This window comes from Prochlorococcus sp. MIT2302, from assembly GCF_059772385.1.
In genome coordinates, this window is record NZ_CM186285.1 from 1,521,483 (window position 1) to 1,540,631 (window position 19,149).

At 35.9% G+C, this 19,149-nt stretch carries 20 protein-coding genes; 13 read left to right on the forward strand and 7 right to left on the reverse strand.

What is annotated here, in order from left to right; genetic code table 11:
* Positions 1 to 84 precede the first annotated feature (84 nt).
* Complete coding sequence (gene sufC, locus AC6EI2_RS08755) at positions 85 to 876, reverse strand: Fe-S cluster assembly ATPase SufC (RefSeq protein ID WP_498461963.1); 792 nt, start codon at positions 874 to 876, stop codon at positions 85 to 87.
* Between the two features lie 50 nt (positions 877 to 926).
* Positions 927 to 2,369, reverse strand: a complete 1,443-nt coding sequence (gene sufB / locus AC6EI2_RS08760) for a Fe-S cluster assembly protein SufB (RefSeq protein ID WP_498461964.1) — start codon at positions 2,367 to 2,369, stop codon at positions 927 to 929.
* Positions 2,370 to 2,848: 479 nt separating this feature from the next.
* Between sufB and AC6EI2_RS08765 the strand changes: the two genes are divergently transcribed.
* The 5 genes from AC6EI2_RS08765 (at position 2,849) to AC6EI2_RS08785 (ending at position 8,789) form a co-directional block, all read left to right on the forward strand.
* Positions 2,849 to 3,220: an NDH complex assembly factor CRR9 gene (locus AC6EI2_RS08765; protein WP_498461965.1), complete on the forward strand. Its 372-nt coding sequence runs from the start codon at positions 2,849 to 2,851 to the stop codon at positions 3,218 to 3,220.
* 299 nt (positions 3,221 to 3,519) lie between these two features.
* Positions 3,520 to 4,599 (forward strand): DUF4912 domain-containing protein, encoded by a 1,080-nt coding sequence (locus AC6EI2_RS08770; protein ID WP_498463476.1) that lies wholly within the window; start codon positions 3,520 to 3,522, stop codon positions 4,597 to 4,599.
* A 19-nt stretch (positions 4,600 to 4,618) separates the two neighbouring features.
* Positions 4,619 to 4,789, forward strand: a complete 171-nt coding sequence (locus AC6EI2_RS08775) for a DUF8677 family protein (RefSeq protein WP_498461966.1) — start codon at positions 4,619 to 4,621, stop codon at positions 4,787 to 4,789.
* 63 nt (positions 4,790 to 4,852) lie between these two features.
* Complete coding sequence (locus tag AC6EI2_RS08780; RefSeq protein ID WP_498461967.1) at positions 4,853 to 6,502, forward strand: alpha-D-glucose phosphate-specific phosphoglucomutase; 1,650 nt, start codon at positions 4,853 to 4,855, stop codon at positions 6,500 to 6,502.
* Between the two features lie 88 nt (positions 6,503 to 6,590).
* Complete coding sequence (locus tag AC6EI2_RS08785) at positions 6,591 to 8,789, forward strand: AAA family ATPase (protein WP_498461968.1); 2,199 nt, start codon at positions 6,591 to 6,593, stop codon at positions 8,787 to 8,789.
* On the opposite strand, the gene AC6EI2_RS08790 is transcribed toward AC6EI2_RS08785, so the two are convergent.
* Positions 8,790 to 9,446: a 4'-phosphopantetheinyl transferase family protein gene (locus AC6EI2_RS08790; RefSeq protein ID WP_498461969.1), complete on the reverse strand. Its 657-nt coding sequence runs from the start codon at positions 9,444 to 9,446 to the stop codon at positions 8,790 to 8,792.
* On the opposite strand from AC6EI2_RS08790, the gene bcp reads away from it, so the two are divergent.
* A complete protein-coding gene (gene bcp, locus AC6EI2_RS08795; RefSeq protein WP_498461970.1) occupies positions 9,445 to 9,912 on the forward strand; it encodes a thioredoxin-dependent thiol peroxidase in 468 nt (155 codons plus the stop codon). The two genes, AC6EI2_RS08790 and bcp, sit on opposite strands and share 2 nt — an antisense overlap.
* On the opposite strand, the gene AC6EI2_RS08800 is transcribed toward bcp, so the two are convergent.
* Both AC6EI2_RS08800 and AC6EI2_RS08805 read right to left on the reverse strand, forming a co-directional pair.
* Complete coding sequence (locus AC6EI2_RS08800) at positions 9,882 to 10,598, reverse strand: type III pantothenate kinase (RefSeq protein ID WP_498461971.1); 717 nt, start codon at positions 10,596 to 10,598, stop codon at positions 9,882 to 9,884. The genes bcp and AC6EI2_RS08800 overlap by 31 nt on opposite strands.
* Before the next feature lie 17 nt (positions 10,599 to 10,615).
* Positions 10,616 to 11,383, reverse strand: coding sequence for a phosphoadenylyl-sulfate reductase (locus tag AC6EI2_RS08805; protein WP_498461972.1), 768 nt, complete (start codon positions 11,381 to 11,383; stop codon positions 10,616 to 10,618).
* 71 nt (positions 11,384 to 11,454) lie between these two features.
* Here AC6EI2_RS08805 and AC6EI2_RS08810 point away from each other — a divergent pair, with 71 nt between their 5' ends.
* From AC6EI2_RS08810 to AC6EI2_RS08830, 5 genes are all read left to right on the forward strand, one after another.
* Positions 11,455 to 12,627: an NAD(P)/FAD-dependent oxidoreductase gene (locus AC6EI2_RS08810; RefSeq protein ID WP_498461973.1), complete on the forward strand. Its 1,173-nt coding sequence runs from the start codon at positions 11,455 to 11,457 to the stop codon at positions 12,625 to 12,627.
* Positions 12,628 to 12,727: 100 nt separating this feature from the next.
* Positions 12,728 to 14,545, forward strand: coding sequence for an SLC13 family permease (locus AC6EI2_RS08815; RefSeq protein WP_498461974.1), 1,818 nt, complete (start codon positions 12,728 to 12,730; stop codon positions 14,543 to 14,545).
* Positions 14,546 to 14,648: 103 nt separating this feature from the next.
* Positions 14,649 to 16,034, forward strand: coding sequence for a TrkH family potassium uptake protein (locus AC6EI2_RS08820; RefSeq protein WP_498461975.1), 1,386 nt, complete (start codon positions 14,649 to 14,651; stop codon positions 16,032 to 16,034).
* A 14-nt stretch (positions 16,035 to 16,048) separates the two neighbouring features.
* A complete protein-coding gene (locus AC6EI2_RS08825; protein ID WP_269609359.1) occupies positions 16,049 to 16,753 on the forward strand; it encodes a potassium channel family protein in 705 nt (234 codons plus the stop codon).
* A gap of 3 nt (positions 16,754 to 16,756) precedes the next feature.
* The gene (locus AC6EI2_RS08830) at positions 16,757 to 17,893 is read left to right on the forward strand and encodes an anhydro-N-acetylmuramic acid kinase (RefSeq protein ID WP_498461976.1); all 1,137 of its coding nucleotides are present in this window, start codon (positions 16,757 to 16,759) and stop codon (positions 17,891 to 17,893) included.
* 18 nt (positions 17,894 to 17,911) lie between these two features.
* Here the strand turns inward: AC6EI2_RS08830 and AC6EI2_RS08835 are convergent, their stop codons facing one another.
* Complete coding sequence (locus AC6EI2_RS08835) at positions 17,912 to 18,214, reverse strand: ribbon-helix-helix domain-containing protein (RefSeq protein ID WP_498461977.1); 303 nt, start codon at positions 18,212 to 18,214, stop codon at positions 17,912 to 17,914.
* 139 nt (positions 18,215 to 18,353) lie between these two features.
* Between AC6EI2_RS08835 and AC6EI2_RS08840 the strand changes: the two genes are divergently transcribed.
* Together AC6EI2_RS08840 and AC6EI2_RS08845 are read left to right on the forward strand one after the other, a co-directional pair.
* Entirely contained in the window at positions 18,354 to 18,710 is a 357-nt protein-coding gene (locus AC6EI2_RS08840; RefSeq protein ID WP_498461978.1) for a DUF8682 family protein, read from the forward strand.
* Between the two features lie 33 nt (positions 18,711 to 18,743).
* On the forward strand, positions 18,744 to 18,974 hold the full coding sequence (locus AC6EI2_RS08845; RefSeq protein ID WP_498461979.1) for a DUF8665 family protein: 231 nt from the start codon (positions 18,744 to 18,746) through the stop codon (positions 18,972 to 18,974).
* Here the strand turns inward: AC6EI2_RS08845 and AC6EI2_RS08850 are convergent, their stop codons facing one another.
* The gene (locus tag AC6EI2_RS08850) at positions 18,975 to 19,139 is read right to left on the reverse strand and encodes a hypothetical protein (protein ID WP_498461980.1); all 165 of its coding nucleotides are present in this window, start codon (positions 19,137 to 19,139) and stop codon (positions 18,975 to 18,977) included. It lies immediately after the preceding gene.
* Positions 19,140 to 19,149: the final 10 nt, after the last annotated feature.

Consider the following 19,149-nt stretch of genomic DNA (forward strand, 5'->3'; position numbering starts at 1 on the left):
CTCGTCCTATTAATTGTTCGTTTTTTAAAAAACCCTGAGTTTGTGGAAGAGAGTCTAGCCAATCTTGGCAAATAGTTGATGATTTCATTTTGCCATCTGATTGTCTTTGGCATTTTGGTCAATGAATTCATATCCTGATTTCTCAAGGTCAATTGCTAGTTCTTTTGTTCCGGTTTTTATTATTTTTCCATCAGCCATTATATGTACAAAGTCAGGAGTAATTTCATTGAGTAGTCTTTGATAGTGGGTTATTAAAATTGTCGCCGAATTTGGTTGCGAGAGTTTATTGATCCCAGATGCAACAATTCTGAGAGCATCGATATCAAGGCCTGAGTCAGTTTCGTCGAGTATTGATATAACTGGCTCAATAAGAGCCATTTGAAGAATTTCGTTACGTTTTTTCTCCCCGCCTGAGAACCCTTCATTCACGCTTCTTTGTAGAAAGGCTGGATCCATTTCAACTATTTGCAATCTTTCTTTTACTAGATCTTCGAATTCAAAAGTGTCTAATTCACTTTTATTTAATTCTTTTCTTCTTGAATTGGTGGCAACTCTTAAGAATTCTAGATTACTAACACCAGGAATCTCTACTGGGTATTGGAAACCAAGAAAAATCCCAATTCTTGCTCTTTCCTCAGGAGCGAGCTCAAGAATATTCTTACCTTTAAATTGGATGGATCCAGAAAGAACTTTATAAGATGGATGGCCAGCTATGACTTTAGAAAGTGTACTTTTTCCACTCCCATTGCGACCCATGATTGCATGTATTTCTCCTTCTTTGACTAATAGATTGACTCCATGAAGTATCTCCTTATCTTCAACACTGGCATGAAGATCTTTAATAGATAATATTGTTTCTGAAGTTGATGAAATCACTAAACTAGATGGGAAGTTGTAGAGAGTAGAGGTAAGATTTTAGTTGATTTTTATCCAACCGAACCCTCCAATTTTAAAGCCAAAAGTTTATCTGCTTCAGATGCAAATTCCATAGGTAATTCATTGAAAACATCACTACAAAATCCACTGATTAACATTGAGACTGATTCTTCGAAATCAATTCCTCTACTTTGCAAGTAAAACAGTTGATCCTCTGAAATTCTACAAGTACTGGCTTCATGTTCAATATTGGATTGAGGTTGCTTGGATTGAATATATGGATATGTATTTGCGCTGGCTTTATCACCGATCAACATGGAGTCACATTGACTGTAATTGCGCGAACCTTCAGCATTTGGGCTTATTGAGACAAGACCTCGATAGCTATTATTAGATTGTCCTGCACTAATCCCTTTACTCACGATCTTTGATTTTGTATTTTTCCCTATGTGAATCATTTTTGTCCCAGTGTCCGCTTTTTGCAGATTATTAGTTAATGCAATTGAATAAAATTCACCAATTGAGTTATCTCCTTGTAAAACGCAACTTGGGTATTTCCATGTAATGGCAGATCCAGTTTCGACTTGAGACCAGCTGATTTTGCTTTTTTCCCCTCGACATTCTCCTCTTTTTGTGACGAAGTTATATATTCCTCCAATACCCTCTTCATTGCCTGCATACCAATTTTGTACTGTTGAGTATTTGATAGATGCATTATCGAGTGCGACAAGCTCAACAACAGCAGCATGAAGTGTATTGGTATCAAACATGGGTGCTGTACAGCCCTCTAGATAACTAACGGAAGAAGATTCTTCTGCGATAATTAAAGTTCTTTCGAATTGACCAGTGTCTCCAGAATTGATTCGAAAATAAGATGATAATTCCATTGGGCATTCGACACCTTTAGGTATATAAACAAATGAACCATCACTGAAAACCGCAGAATTCAGGGCTGCAAAAAAGTTGTCATTTATAGGAACAACTGTTCCTATGTATTTTTCAATTAAATCTGGATACTCACTAACAGCCTCACTAATAGAGCAGAATATTACTCCATGTTCGGAGAGCTTTTCTTTGTATGTAGTCGCGATGGAAACGCTGTCGAAAACAGCATCTACGGCTACATTAGATAATCTTTTTTGTTCACTTAGTGGTATTCCTAGCTTTTCAAAAGTTTCAAGCAATTTAGGATCAACTTCATCTAAACTTTTTTTCTTTATATCTTGCTTCGGAGCTGCATAATAAACTAGATCTTGATAATCTACTTTAGAATAAGATAAGCCGGACCAGTCAGGTTCTTTCATCTTCAACCATTGTTCATAAGCTCGCAAACGAAATTTCAATAAAAAATCAGGCTCATTTTTTTTTGCTGAAATTAGCCTAATAACATCTTCATTTAAACCTTTTGGGATTTTTTCAGTTTCAATTTCAGTTATAAAACCATACTTATAAGGTTGTGAAACAATTTCTTCGACAGTATTAGATTGAGTCATTTTATTTTGATTAAATCAAGTCGTAGTAGTTTTTATTTATGAAAAGTTTGGCTTTTAAAGATCCAAGATAATCTTCAATTATGACATTTGAGGTTCGTCATTGGATCAGAGTGTTTTGATAGTTGGATCTCGAATTTCATTCTAAGTCAAATCAAGAGGGAAAACCCAGTGTTACGAAAGTAGTTTCAATCTCCTATTACCTTACGCCAAAATACTTGCGATCGTTTCAAGTGGTAATTTTGCTGGAATAGGCTTTTTTATCTATTTGAAATTCCTAAAAGATTTTTCAATGTATAGAAATAGTTGTGTAACCCCCTATTAAAACAGTTGATCTCATTTTTAAATTACTCGTTTGAGCTTGTAATAGTCATTGAATGAATATCTTTATTCTGTTTATAGGTGCAGAAAAATAAGATAAAATCTATCAAAAGATAAATATTCTTTTAAACTTTAGAGGTAAGAGATAGTCCCCCCGCCAGATGATTCAATCTGATTTTGTCGATAGTTTTCCAAATAGCCCCTTAAGTAAAGAGGATATAAATTTGATCGCATTGACTAATCTTTCAGTTAGTGAAAAGCATCATTTAAGGATGCTTGCACACTGCCTGCATTGCTTTAAATCAATGAATAAAGAGCACTCAGGTGGTTTGCTTCCTGTGAAGGAGGAATGGCTTGAATGGTGCTTGAACAATCCAATCATGCTTAAAGATGACGAGTTCGTGCACGTTATGTTTGAGCAATTTTCTGGAGCAGCTATCCAACTGGAAAGATTGTCAAATGATTTGAAAATTCCTCCATTGGATTTGACGTTGAAAAATTTAATCGACGCTTACTCAGATTTATATCGCTAAGGTTGATCCATAAGGAAAAATTTCTTTGAGAAAGATGATCCCAAAGAAAAAAGTCTTTGAAATTTGAAGAATCAGGATTTATTTTTTTTTTGATTGAATTGGAATTTATTTCGTTTGTTTGGAATTCGTGGATTGATAAGCAACTCCTATTTTTTAGTTATAGCAATGCTTTTTCTCTGAAGATCCTCTTTTTTGCTCTCTGCTTGGAGTCAGTAGATGCTGACCACATCAACGAGAAGAGCACATTTCATCACATACTTATCGCACTGATCCCAAACAAAAAATGGAGGTTTATGGGCGTGACTATTGATCAAGAATCCCTGTCACGTTTAACACTTCGTCAGCTTCGTATTAAAGCGAGTAAATTAGGTATTCCCCTTTACAGTAGAAAATCAAAGGCTGATTTAGTAAAAAATGTTTTTCTATATGAGGAAAAAAAAGAACTAGAAAAACAGTTGATAAACAATAAGGTTGAACCATCTAAAGAAGAAACCTATTCAAGTTCACCTGAGACTAAAGTCGTTTTTCTACCTCGTGATCCCGAGTGGGCATATGTCTTTTGGGAAATATCAGATACAGATCGTGCTAATGCTCAAAATGAAGGCGCTAATAGGCTTTCTTTGCGCTTAGCTGATGTGACCAATACAAATAACGGAGAAGCTAATCCTGGAACTCTTCAAGAAGTTGTCGTTGATAGTCACAGTACTGAATGGTATTTACCCATTCCTTTAGGTGGGAGAGACTATATGGTCGAACTCGGTTATCGAATTGGTCATAAATGGATGTCACTTGCTCATTCATCTTCAGCCAAAGTCCCCTCATTACATCCTAGTGAACAAATTCTTGATCAATTTGTTCCTTTTAGTTTGGAAGCTCCAGCGTCTACAACTGAACCTAAGATAGAAAATTTTGCATTAGAAAAAACCGATAGTGGTTTGCATGAGCGCTTGTATCAATCAGCAACCACAAAGTTCAGAACACGAAGAGTTGGCTCAGAAGAATTTCAAGAGGGTGTTCCAGGAGATATTAATTCAAATAACGAATCTGGTTCTGGTCTTTGGGCTAGTGGTTTGAATGAATCTGGTATTGGAGGGGTTCAGCAAACTCGCTCCTTTTGGTTGGTTGCTGATGCGGAATTAATTGTGTATGGAGCTACGGATCCTTCAGCTAAATTGTTTATTGAAGATGAAGAGGTCCCATTGGCAAATGATGGAACTTTTAGATTGCAAGTTCCATTTAGAGATGGTATTCAGAACTATTCAATCAAAGCAATAGATAAAGATGGAATAGATTCAAGAAACATAACAATGAAATTTGAAAGAGTTACCCCAGTTGATAATACGAATCCAAATTCCAAGGCTGAATCAGAATGGTTTTAAATTTAATCCCAATTCATTGATGGTTCGTTTAATTGTTGCTTTTACTCCATTAGTAGGTGCTATTGCTTTTCCATTATTAATTCCTACTACGATTGAACATTTAGGACTTGGTCCGGGTGTTTTAAGTGCGTTGATTTTAAGTACCCTTTGGTTTATCGCAATGCTTCGTACCTCTGAAATGCCTCACTGAATTAAAATTTACCATTTCGATTCTCTATTCATCCTCGATATCATTTACTAATCTATTATCAAAGTGTTTTCTACAGAATTTAGCCAACTTACAATTAAGTTAAACTCACCTTTTACTGACCAGAAACCAGGTACCTCTGGATTAAGGAAAAGTACTTTGCAATTCGAGAAGACTCACTACCTTGAGAGTTTTATTGAGTCAATCTTGTGTTCTCTGCCTGGGGTGCGAGGAGGTGTTTTGGTTGTAGGAGGTGATGGACGATACGGCAATACAAGAGCTATTGATATCATCATTCGCATGGCAGCCGCACATGGTATTCAGAAAGTTATAACAACTGTAGATGGTATTTTATCTACCCCCGCGGCTTCTAATTTAATTCGCATCAATAAAGCAATAGGTGGAATTATTTTGTCTGCTAGTCATAATCCAGGTGGAGTTGAAGGTGATTTTGGAGTCAAGCTAAATGGGTCAAATGGTGGACCGGCTTCCGAATCTTTAACTGATCAAATTTATAATTACTCAAAAAATCTTACAGAATATAAGATCGTGCAATGTGAATCAAATAATTCTTTTTCAACTGGTAAATATAAATTAGCGTCAATGATTGTTGAGATCATTGACGGAGTAGAAGATTACTTAGATTTAATGAAAAAAATATTTGACTTTGATTTGATTAGTTCCTATATCAACAAAGATTTTCCTATCGTTTTTGATGCATTAAATGCTGTTACTGGGCCATATGCAAAGCGTCTGTTTGTTGATTATTTAGGCGCCAATTTAGAAACAGTAAGGAATGGAAAACCCTTGGAAGATTTTGGAGGTCTTCATCCTGATCCAAACTTGACTTATGCAAAAGATCTTGCAGATTTGCTTTTAAAAGGAAATTTATTTTCCTTCGGAGCAGCATGTGACGGAGATGGCGATAGAAATATGATTTTAGGACGTGGTTGCTTTGTAAATCCTAGTGATAGTCTTGCAATTTTGGCTGCGAATTACGATTGTGTACCAGGCTATGCCAATGGTTTAGCTGGTGTTGCTCGTTCCATGCCGACGAGTTCAGCTGTAGATGTTGTGGCAAAACATTTAGGGATAAATTGCTTTGAAACCCCTACTGGATGGAAATTCTTTGGTAATCTTTTGGACGCCAATAAAATTACTCTGTGTGGAGAGGAGAGCTTTGGGACTGGAAGTGATCATGTAAGAGAGAAAGATGGATTGTGGGCTGTTCTCTTTTGGTTGCAGATACTTGCGTCCAAGAAAAAGTCTGTTTCCGAGATAATGAGAAACCATTGGCTATTTTTTGGTCGTCATTATTATTCTCGTCATGATTATGAATCTATTCCATCTGAAGTTGCAAATACTCTTTATTCCAGATTGAGTAATATGCTTCCCAGTCTGAGAGATAAATCTTTTGCTGGAAGAACAATTCAGAATGCTGATGATTTTAGCTATACAGATCCAGTGGATGGTTCAATAACGCTTAACCAGGGTTTGAGAATTTTATTGGATGATGGTAGTCGAGTGTTAGTGAGACTTTCTGGCACCGGCACTCAAGGAGCTACTTTGAGAGTCTACTTTGAAAGCTTTGTTCCCAGTAATGGTGATATCAATCAAGATCCGCAGTCAGCCTTGGACTCTTTAATTAAAAGTATTGACTCTCTAGCTCAGATTTCAAAACTAACAGGCATGTCAACTCCTACAGTTATTACCTAGATCAAAAATCTTCCAATTGGAAATCATCAAAACAACTTTATAAGTTTTTTTTTGCTTTTAGAGTAATAAAAATGTTTGTTTGTTAGCTTTGGCCAAAGATCTGTTTGCTTTTAATGGTGAACAGCTAATACAGAATAATGCTCCTTTAGCTGATCGCTTGCGGCCTCAAACACTTGATGAATTTGTTGGTCAAGATCATATTCTTGCTCAAGGACGTTTGTTGAGACGTTCAATTATTGCTGATAAAGTAGGCAATTTGTTGCTTTATGGTCCACCAGGAGTTGGTAAGACTACTTTGGCTAGGATTATCGCTTCAAACACTCTATCTCACTTTAGTGTTATAAATGCTGCCCTAGCTGGCATCAAGGATTTAAGGTCTGAGATTGACTCTGCAATAGATAGATTAAATAAATATGGTAAACGTACGATTCTATTTATTGATGAGGTTCATAGATTTAATACTGCTCAACAAGATGCGTTATTACCTTGGATTGAAAATGGAACTTTGACACTAATTGGCGCAACTACGGAAAATCCATATTTTGAAGTAAATAAAGCTTTGGTAAGCAGATCTAGATTATTTCGTTTAAATAGTCTTAACGTAAAAGCATTACATCAATTATTGCAACGAGCTTTGAGCGATAAGGAAAGGGGTTATGGGTTGAAATTAATTAATATAGCCAGTGAAGCTAAGGACCATTTAGTTGATGTGTGTAATGGCGATGCACGCGTTCTGCTTAATGCCCTTGAACTTGCTGTAGAGAGCACCATTGCAAATCAAGATGGTTCAATCAGTATTGATCTAAAGATTGCTGAGGATTCAATTCAAGAAAGAGCGGTTTTATACGACAAAAAAGGTGATGCTCATTTCGATACCATAAGTGCTTTTATAAAGTCATTACGCGGTTCTGATCCTGATGCGGCATTATTTTGGCTTGCTCGAATGATGGAAGCAGGAGAAAATCCACGATTTATTTTTAGACGTATGCTTATCGCTGCGGGAGAGGATATTGGCCTTGCTGACCCTAATGCAATTGTCATTGTTGAGTCATGCGCCGCTGCTTTTGATCGAATAGGTTTACCAGAAGGTATTTACCCTCTGGCGCAAGCAACTTTGTACTTGGCTTCAACTGAAAAGAGCAATAGCGTGAAGGCTATTTTTAAAGCAGTTCAAAAAGTGAAAGATTCCCATAAGCAAAACGTTCCTTCTCATCTTAAAGATGCAAATCGAGATAAAGAAGCCTTTGGAGATGGCATGGGCTACAAATATCCCCATTCCTTTTCAAAAAATTGGGTCCCTCAACAATATTTGCCGGATAGCTTAGTAAACGAGATTTTTTGGGAGCCAACTGAATGTGGATGGGAAGGGCAAAGACGGTTCCTTTTGAATGAAAGAAGATCTGAGCAGTTAGCTTCTTTAGGTGAAGTTGAGCACCAAAATCCTTTAACTATTGCATCTGGAAAAGTTGATAATGATTTGGAGAAATGGTTAGTTCGTCAAGCTTTGCAAGAGGGGGAACGATTGAGTAACTTGGCAACTAAATTATGGTCAGGTGTTACTTGGAAGAAAAATCATAGAGTTTTAGTCTTAACTCCTAGTTCTTTGCTTTGGTCGTTAAAGCCTTTAAGAGAGACTTCTGAAGGTGGCGTTTTCTTGGCTGTATCAAAAGATAAGCATCCAAGTTTATTAGCTGAATTAGAGATTTTGGCTTTAATGGAGCGACCTGTTTTAATTGATTCAAAAGTTGAATCAATTAAAAAATTAGAAGATAACCTTAAGTTTGAGGTAATAGGAGGAAGGATCCCTTGGAAAGTTTTCTCTGAAACAAATTTTTCTAAATTGTGGCCGATTCTGGCTGAAAAATGTACAGCGAACGCAGAATTAAGTTTGATTATAAGCAATCCATGTTCTGGCCCTGCTTTTGCTTTACGGGAAAACTTAGAAGTTTATAGCAATAATAAAAATTCTGATTTTCTATTATTAAATAATTTAATTTCCACAGAAGAGAAGTGGTTAAAGAAACAAGAAAATAAAAAGAATTTTATTGCACAATTGGAAAAATTAGGCTGGAATGTTTTTTTAGAGGAGTGGACTGAATATGTATATCAAAAAATTGATACTTCCATAATAAAAAGGTGGCTTACTCAAGGCAGTGATTATCGTGAAATTATTTTAAAAGATTATGAGGAAGAAAAATTGAATCGATTGAAAGAATTGTTTAAAAGATTGAATGGACGGACTATAAAACAGAAACTTATACATACTAAGTTTATTGCTAAAATATAATTAATTAAGGCAAAGTATTGGTTTGTTAGTTATTAAATTTCCATCTAATGCAATTGCAAAGGTCCATTGATCATGACTTTGACCGTAAACTTTTACTTTATGTCCCAATTTTTTATTGTAGGCAAATTGTGATTTATTTTTCCAAATCCATTGATTTAAATTTGTCGCTATCTTTCCACTCTGCCATTTGATTGCAGCTTCTTTGACGACCCATCTTTTAAGCACTAGTTCTCTAGCTTGGAACGGGTTTAAATGTTCAATTTCGCAATTCTCATATTGAGTGAAAAAACGTTTTGATAATTTTTGAGCTTGAAATTGTCTGTCCCTTCTTTCTATATCTACCCCAATTTTTTTTGAGGACCATCCGATTAATAAAGCATCATTACAATGACTAATGCTGATATGACCCCATCCTTCTGCTAATAAAGGCGGTTTTCCAGGGTCGGCTTTGAGAGGTATGTCGAGAGGGTCTAAGCCTGTCATATTGGACATGACATTTCTGATGCAGCCTCTGGAGAAATGGTAAATCATCCCCCTTTTTGGTTTTAACTTTTGAACCCATTTTTTTTCTTCGCTGCTTATTGGTAAAAGTTTTGATGACATCAAAAAAAGCCAAAGACCTAGTACGCTTTGATTGTTTATTTGAGTTGTATTCATGACTCTTTGTATAGGTGATTCTGCACCAGACTTTACTCTCCTTAATCAAGATGGTCTTGATGTCAGTCTCTCATCATTTAAAGGTTCGAGAGTAGTAATTTATTTTTATCCAAAAGATAATACCCCTGGCTGCACTAAAGAAGCTTGCAGCTTTAGAGATAATTGGGAGCTTTTTAAATCAAACAATATTCACGTTTTAGGTATTAGTAAGGATGCCTCAAAGTCACATATCAAATTCATTGATAAGAATCAATTACCTTTTACACTTCTTACTGACAGTGACCCTTGCCCTGTTGCAACTTTATATGAAAGTTATGGCTTGAAGAAATTTATGGGTAGAGAGTATTATGGAATGATGAGACATACTTTTGTTATAGATGAAGACGGAAAAATTGAATTAATATACTTAAAGGTAAAATCAGAAAATATGGCTAATCAAATTTTAAATGATCTCAAATTGATTTGATTTTTGTATATATCAATCATTCCCTCTAGAACTAGATTTGGGCAATAATTGATATTAATATTTGTATTTTTAAGTTCATTTAATATTAATGGTGCATCACCTCCGCACATCCAGATTGGTAATTTTGTATCTGAAAAAATTTTTATAATTAACCCTACTAATGAATTTATTGAACCTTTTATCATTGCATCATCAGTCTCATGTTGAAATATTCCAGACGGTATTTTTTTAACAATAGGAGCTTTTAGATTTAATGTGCCAGTGGCCATCGAAGATAATTGAAGACTGAAGCCAGGAATTAGTTGTCCTCCAGCAAATTCTCCTTTATTTGTTATTTTTGTGACGCTTAATATTGTACCTGCATCTATAATAATCAGATCTTTTTCTTTGCTATTTGAAGATAAGTGCTTTTTGAGAGCACTCCATGAAGCAAGGGCTCTGTCAATTCCTAAATTAGATGGAAGATTACTTAGGGGTACCTTATTTAAAATTATTTTTTTTGAAGGATTTAATTTAATATTCTCAGGGACAGCACCTACTGAGGCCCAAGTTAATTGAGAGTAATCTTTATTTACAAATTCTATTGGATTTGGTTGGGTGTGAAAATATTTCCAAGTTTTGTTTACCTTACTTGCCCAATGCCATCTCGTATTACCAATCATTAAATAATTTTCTTCCGCGTACATAAGTTTATTCTTTGTTATTAAGTATTTAAATGGATCCCGCACTCTTCACTTAGGCCCCCAAATCTTGTTGACCTCCCTTTGAAATTACTATTTTCTGCTTCGCTAGAGTGCCAATCTCCTACAGTGGAATAGCCTTTTTCAAATAATGGATGTTGAGGTAATTTATTTTTCTCCATGTAATAGAAAATATCTTTTTTAGTCCAGTTTAGAAGTGGTCGGAGAGTTAAACGTTCTCGAATAAAATCAACATTAGACATTGACTGTCTGTTCTTGGTTTGGCCTTTTCTTACTCCGCTTGCCCAGCAATGAACATTTAGGTCTGAGAAAGTCTTTTCAAGAGGATCAACTTTTCGAATCTGATGATATTTTTCAAGATCTTTTTGTAATCCTGTTTCCCAAAGACGACCATATAAAGCCTCCATTCTTGCTGGGGAAATGGGACTTTGAGCAACTACTAAATTTAATTCGAATAGTTTTGTTAATTCTTCTGCGTAGCTATAAGTTTCTTTTGGAAGATAGCCTGTGTCAATCCAAATAACCTTTGGCTTTTGACTAGATTTTAATGCCACCGTCATATGAAGTAAGACAGCAGATTGGATCCCAAAACTGGTTGTTAGAACAAATCTCTCATCAAATTGTTCAAAGCCCCATTCAAGTTGAGCTTGAGCGGACAGTTGCTCTAGGTCTTTTCTCGTCTCATTAATTGATTTCATCAGAAAAGGTTGAGGAAAATGAGCGCCTTTTCTCAAATCATTGGTGTAATTGTCTTTAGATTCCTTTTTCATGTTTGAGTTTTGTATGCCGAATTAGTCAAAGTTTGTTTAGGGTCTTTGAAATCATCTTAGATCTCGTCCCTATGGACTTGAACAATTTGAAATCAGATCCAATTGTTGTTGTTGGTGGCGGCTTCGGAGGACTCTCTACTGTCCAAGCATTATTAGCTCGCTCGGATGGAACTCCAATCATTTTGATTGATCAAAACCCAAGATTTCTTTTTAAGCCATTGCTTTATGAATTATTAAGCGGTGAGCTTGAATTATGGGAGGTCGCACCTCAATTTTCTGCCTTAGCCGCAGAATTAGGATTTATTTTTTTACAAGAGCATGTAGTGAAAGTAAATGAACTTGAAAGAAAGTTAATTACTTCATCTAAGAGGGAAGTTAAATACTCTCAACTTGTTATAAGCACAGGAGTAACAGCGGATTATTCTCTTTTTGAAGGTTTAAAAGAATATGCTTATGGCTTTTCTAATTTAAATGATCTCCTAAAAATTAAAGAGTTAATAACTTCTATAAATCATTCTTCTAACTTCACAAAGCCTTTAGTGATCGCTGGGGCAGGACCAACTGGTGTTGAGCTTGCCTGTAAATTATCTGATTTAGTTAATAATAGAGTGGAAATATGTTTATTTGATAGAGGGAATAAAATCTTATCAAAATCCAAATCTTTTAATAGATCAAAAGCAATAGAGGCAATTTCTGAGAGAAATATTAAGGTATATTTAGAACATCAGATTGAATCTATAAATGAAAGGATTATAAAAATATCAACTTTTGACAACGAAAGAAAGAATTCCCTCGAAATTAATTATTCTGCCTTGGTATGGACTGCTGGATTAAGACCTTTTAGCTTACCAATAGTGGATCAGCTTTTAGATGAAAATAAGAAGATTAAAGTAAATCAATTTCTGCAAATAAACGAATATCAGAATATTTTTTTCTTAGGAGATATCGTGTTTTGTGAGAATTATTCTTTTCCTTCATCAGCTCAAGTAGCTATGCAGCAAGGTTATCTAACAGCTCAGAATATTTTTTCCCTTAGAATGGGAAATAAACTTAAATCATTTCAATTCGAAGATCTTGGAGAAATGTTGAGTCTAGGTATTGGTAATGCATCAATCACTGGATATGGAATCACTTTGGCAGGACCAATTGCTTTTAAATTGAGGCATTATGCATATTTGATGCGAATGCCAGGTTTCTCTGTTTCTTTAAAATCCGCAGGATCGAGGCTGTTAAGTAAAAAATAAGTAATCGTTTATTTTTTCAATATCCTTAGTTCCCTTTTCACAGTATTCTTAAAATCAATACTTGGACAGCGTCAGGTGAACAGGTTATTAATTAAAGAATATGAATGAGATATTAACTGTTTTAGAAAATTCCAAAGCTGTCATAACTTTGGCAGTATTGATTATTGCAGTTTTTTTGTTTGTGAGCAGTGCTCTAGCTCCAGAACTGACGGGGCTTTTGAGCGTTGCATTATTAATGGCTACGGGAGTTCTTTCCCCTCAAAAAGCATTGGCTGGTTTTGGAAGCCCTGCTTTGATTACTTTGATGGGTTTATTTGCGGTATCTGCTGCACTTTTTAAAAGTGGCGCCCTTGATCGTTTAAGAGAGTTAATTGCCTCCGAAAGTATTCGTACTCCACGCAGATTGATAGCTTTGCTTGGATTAGTTGTAGCTCCTGTTTCAGGTGTTGTTCCCAATACTCCTGTAGTAGCCTCACTTTTGCCAGTAATTGAAGCGTGGTGCATTAAACGAAAACTATCTCCTTCTCGCGTATTGCTACCGTTATCTTTTGCCACGGTTCTGGGTGGAACTTTAACTCTTTTAGGTAGTTCAGTAAATTTGTTAGTCAGTGATATTAGTGATCAACTTGGCTACGGTGCTTTTGATCTATTTACATTTACGGCAATAGGAGTACCTATATGGCTTTTTGGGACAGCATATATGTTGTTAGCCCCACAATCTCTATTACCTGACAGAGGACGCATTAGTTCTGAATATGTAGGGAGTTCGGATCAAACGAGTTATTTTACTGAAGTCACTATTCCGTCTGATTCTGAACTTATTGGACATTCATTGAGAAATAGCCGCTTACAAAGAAGATTTGATGTGGATGTTTTAGAAATACAGCGTGAGAATGAAATACTTTTACCACCACTTGCTGATCGAATTATTCAGTCTGGCGATCGATTGTTGATAAGAATTACCCGGTCAGATCTTTTACGTTTAAAACAAGAACATACTGTTCAGTTAAATAAAAACTTAAATATTGAAAAAAATTTTTTTCTATCCAATATTGATGAAAATCAACAAACTGTAGAAGTCCTTTTGCCAGCGGGGTCCACTTTGGCAGGTGCGAGCTTGCGTGAATTGCGATTTAGGCAAAGACACAATGCTACTGTTTTGGCCTTAAGACGAGGTCAGCAAACTGTTCAAGAACGCTTAGGTCAAGCAATTTTGAGAGAAGGAGACGTATTACTTCTCCAAGCACCTAGAGATTCAATTCGTGGATTACAAGATAGTAATGACCTTTTAGTTTTAGATCAATTTGAGAATGATCTACCCACTGTCACAAGAAAACCAATAGCAATTGGCATAGCCATCTTGATGTTGATAATTCCTTCAATCACTGATTTGCCTCTAGTAGCTTCTGTCTTAATGGCAGTAATTGCAATGGTCTGGGGTGGATGTTTAAGGCCAGCAGAGGTTCAAAGATCAATTAGACTTGATGTCATCCTTTTGCTTGGATCTCTCTCTAGTTTTAGTGTTGCAATGCAGACGACCGGTCTTGCGGATGCTTTTGCCAATATTTTGATTTTCATATTGCAAGATTTACCTACTTACACTTCTCTATTGGTTATTTTTCTTTCAACTACCGTATTTACTCAATTTGTTAGTAACGCTGCATCTGTGGCTCTTTTGGCGCCAATAGCTGTTCAATTGGCTCCAAGTTTGAACCTGCCTCCTTTGGCTTTATTAGTAACAGTTCTTTTTGGCGCTAGTCAATCTTTTCTTACTCCTATGGGGTACCAGACAAATCTGATGGTATTTGGTCCTGGGCGTTATCAATTTTTAGATGTCACCAGATACGGAGCGGGATTGACAATCTTGATGACTTTTCTTGTGCCTTGGTTGATTTTATTAAAGTATAGTGTTTATTAAATAAGAGGAATATGATTATTAGCTTCGGTGAGATTTTAGATCTTTCTTCTGATTTGGATTATTTAATCTTTTCAAAATTAGTATCTATCTATTATCAGAGGAAGTGAGTATCAGAAAAGAAACTTACAGAAGGCTTACGGTTCCACAATTCACTGTGGTAACTGGTTTGCTTGTTATTGCTTGTGGAACATTGTTGTTGTCTACACCTTTTTGTTCTAATGAAAATGTAGGTCTATGGGAAGCCTTATTTACTGCAACTTCTGCTGTCACCGTTACAGGATTATCAATTATTGATGTAGGAATAGATTTGACTTTTTTTGGACAACTGATTTTGGCAATTATGTTATTAATTGGTGGTCTAGGCTTAATGGCAATTACTACATTTTTGCAGGGCTTTATTGTTAGCGGAACAGAATTGAAAACACGTCTTGATAGAGGGAAGACTTTAGATGAATTTGGGGTTGGCGGTGTTGGTAAAACCTTTAAAGGAATAGCGATTACAGCTGCTATTCTTATTAGCTTTGGTGCTTCCATTTTATACTTTTTTGGTTTTAATAATATTACTAACTCAAGCGAGAGGATATGGGCATCAGTGTTCCATAGCATTTCTGCTTATAACAATGCTGGATTTAGCTTGTGGTCTACAAGTCTAGAAGCTTACAGAAGTAACTGGGTAGTGAACTTTGTTTTAATTATTTTGATTGTTTTAGGTGGTTTTGGTTGGAGAGTGACAAATGATATTTGGATAAATCGTAGATCTTTAAAATTAAGAAATTTAACCCTTCATACACGCTTAGTAATTAGATCCTCTTTCATATTAATTTCTCTAGGCTTTTTGGGTTTGATTTTTACGGAATCTTTGGCTAGGGGGAGTTTCTTTTCATTGATTAATTTTGATGATCGTATATTAACTGCTTTATTTACCTCTGTTAGTGCTCGAACGGCAGGCTTTACGAATTTGCCGATTTCAATTGATAGCGTTTCTGATTCAGGCCTTCTATTAATAATGTTTCTGATGTTTATTGGAGCAAGCCCAGGTGGTACTGGAGGAGGAATCAAGACTACAACTATTGCCGCATTAATGGCAGCAACAAGAGCAACCTTGCGTGGTCAAAATGAAATTATTATTCGTAATCGTCAAATATCTGACAAAGTCGTTCTTAAAGCTGTTGGCATAACAGTTGGTTCATTTTTATTTGTGTTAATTATGGCTTTATTATTAAGCTTGAGTAATGGATTCAGTAGTGGAGAGAATTTTTCATTTTTAGAAATGCTTTTTACGTGTATTTCTGCTTTTGCAACTGTAGGTTTCGATTTAGGTGTTACCTCAGAGCTAGGACACTTAGGTCAATTAATACTTGTTATTGGGATGTTTGTTGGCAGACTAGGTATTCTTTTGTTTTTAAGCGCTATGTGGCAAGCTCTCTATAAAGCCAAGCTTCAACATCGCAATCGAATTGGCTACCCCAGGGAGGATCTCTATGTTTAATGAGGACATAAATCATGAGTGATTGGTGGCAATGGTCTCCCATAAAAGCAAATCAGAAACTTGGTTTTGCTGTAGTTGGAATTGGTCGTTTTGGAAGCGCTGTATGTAGAGAACTATTGAGAAATGGTGCTGATGTTTTAGCTGTTGATTCATCAGAGAAGGCAATAGAGGAATTACGTCAACTAGAGCCAACAATTGAAGCAAGGGTGGTTGACTCAACTGATGAAGAGTCTATGAAAGAGGCAGGTGTTCTTGAAATGGGGACAGTAGTTGTAGGTATTAGTGAGCCAATTGAAGCAAGTATTACAACAACTCTTATTGCAAAAGACACAGAGGGAAGTTTGGTTAAGCAGGTTATTGCTCGAGCAACAAGTGATCTTCATGAAAAAATGTTGAAAAGGGTTGGTGCGGATCGTGTTGTATTTCCTTCAAGAATGCAAGGTGAAAGATTGGGTTTGGAATTGGTTAGGCCTAATTTGATTGAAAGATTAGAATTGGATGATAAAACTGGGATTGATGAGATTAAAGTGCCTGAGGTATTTGTAGGCCGTTCGTTACGAGATTTGAATCTTAGAAAAAATTATTTTGTCAACGTTTTAGCTGCTGGTCCTGCTCAACTACTAACGGTTAATCCTCCAGCGAAATATATTTTGGAAAAAGATCATGTGCTTGTCGTTATGGGTTCAATGGAAGATCTTCAAAAGCTCCCTCAAACTTAATTTATGCGTGTATTGGGTTTAATGAGTGGTACGAGTGCTGATGGTATAGATGCAGTTTTAGTTGAATTTAAAGGTGATCCTTCAAAGCCGAAATGGGAAATTTTGAATACCAGCTCTTATCAATATCCATCCTCGACTAGAGAAAAAATAATACAAGTTGGTCAAGGGTTGAAATTGAATAGTAAGGATTGGTTTGAATTGGCTGAAGAAATTACTGAACTAAATGCTTTTGCTGCAAGGACTTGTGATCCTGATTCAACTGCTGAGGTTATTGGATGTCACGGACAAACTTTATTTCATAGAAGCGTAAAGAAATCTAAAAGAGGAGGAAGTCTCCAAATTCTTTTAGGACCATTACTTGCAAAGATTTTAGGTCAAGTGGTTATTTTTGATTTCAGATCCAAGGATATTGCTTCGGGTGGTCACGGTGCCCCATTGGTAGCGTTAGTGGATGAAGCGTTATTTGGAAGGGTGTATGGATGGCGAGGAGTTCTCAACCTTGGAGGAATAGCTAATCTTACTATTATTCCTCCCAAGAGTGGAATTGATAAAACTTCTGAGTGTTTGGGCTGGGATTGCGGACCAGCCAACTCTTTAATTGATTTAGCTATTAGAGAAAGTACTAATTCATCTTTAGAGTTTGATCAGAATGGATCTTTAGCATCTCTTGGGATACCTAAATTAGATATTATCGAAAAGTGGTTGAAGGAACCTTTCTTTCATCTCGAACCTCCACGATCAACAGGTAGAGAGCAATTTGGTAGTCAAGATTTACAAAAAAGGAAAAAGCAATTGGGTGATTTATCAACAGAAGATTTAATATCAACACTAACTACATTTACAGCATCAATAATTTCTCAAGATTTAGAAAATCTTTTTAGGTATAGAAAGATACGTTTACTCGAACTTTTGGTTGCTGGAGGTGGAACCAAAAATTTATTTTTAATGAAACAACTCCAGAAACAATGTTGCGGGGTTTGTGTTCGTCAAATAAATGAAATTGGTATTCCTTCTCAATATCGTGAAGCACTAGCTTTTGCAACTTTAACTTGGTGGAATATCTTAGGTAAAAAAGTTAATTCGAAGTTTATAACTGGAGCAAATAAATCTCTTTTATATGGATTGAGAGTTGATCCTTAATGTTAATTAATTCAATAGCTAATTTCTTTTAAACCTTAATCTTTTTGGAATGCCTTTAAGTCTTTGTGTTTTTTGTTTTTCTAATGCATTGATAAAATTTTGTGTTTTATTTTTCTTAGTTTCTACTTCTTTTGGTGCTGAACTTTCTTTCAATTCGTGATGCTTAACCCCTTCCTGAATTAAAACTTTGGCCATATTGCTGACAGTTCTAGATTCTTTTACGGCTAATTCTGACAATCTTTCACATAAATCTTCTGGGAGGACAACTTGTATGCGAGGCGATTTTTGCTTCCCGTTAGACGAGTTTTGACGAGTAGCCATGCGTACAAAGCACTACCAAGTAGTAAATAGTGTACACTTGTACGTAAGGGTAGTATCCTTGTGTATGATACTTGCCAATCTGGACAGCTTTGTCTTGTCAACCTTTTGCTTAAATTTTTCGATTTAAAAGGAGTATTTCATGTCTCAGCCATCTCTTCCACAAACATCTAAACCTCTTTCTTCAAGTGTTGTTGCTGAAAAAAGGCCTGTAAAAAGACAAAGAAGGAAGAGTCGCAGTAATGGTAAGAATGGAGATGTTCTAATTTCTGCTGTTGTCAGCTCTTACTTATTGACACATTTACACCATGTTTTGCAAAGAGCGGAATATGGAGCTAGCAAAGAAGGAAGGTCATCTCATGCTGCGAACTTTGCTCAACTTCGTAAAGTCCTTTGTATGGATGCTAGAAGCATGAAAGACGCGTCTGCACTAGGTCTAAAGGAAAGTGATTTGGAAATATGCAATGAATCTCATGATTGCGAGACAAAAGCTGCATAATTGAATATTCTTTTAATTAATGAATGTTTTTTTATGAGTGGCAATGCTTCAGAGCTTTATAAGCTTATAAATGCTGATCCAAAGAGAAAACAAGAACTTTTTCGTCAAGCCCTTCAAAACCCTAAGGGTGCTATGCAATCTATATGTGCTTTTGGGATTGAAATGAATTTGCCAGTTACCTCTGAAGAGGTAAAAGAATATTTGATTACCATTGATGATTCAGAGACTAAACAATGGCTGATAAAGGCTAGGGGGGGAATGTAATTAATTTTTGGAAGAAGTAGGGGGTATGAATGAATTTTTACCATTTTCATTAATTTCTCTACGTTCATAGCCACCTCCTCCTGCCATCGTCCAAAAAAACCAATAACTAGGAATTGCAAGAGCAGCGGCAAGTACTAAAGCAGTAATTTGTTCGAGTCTTAACATGGCCTACTTA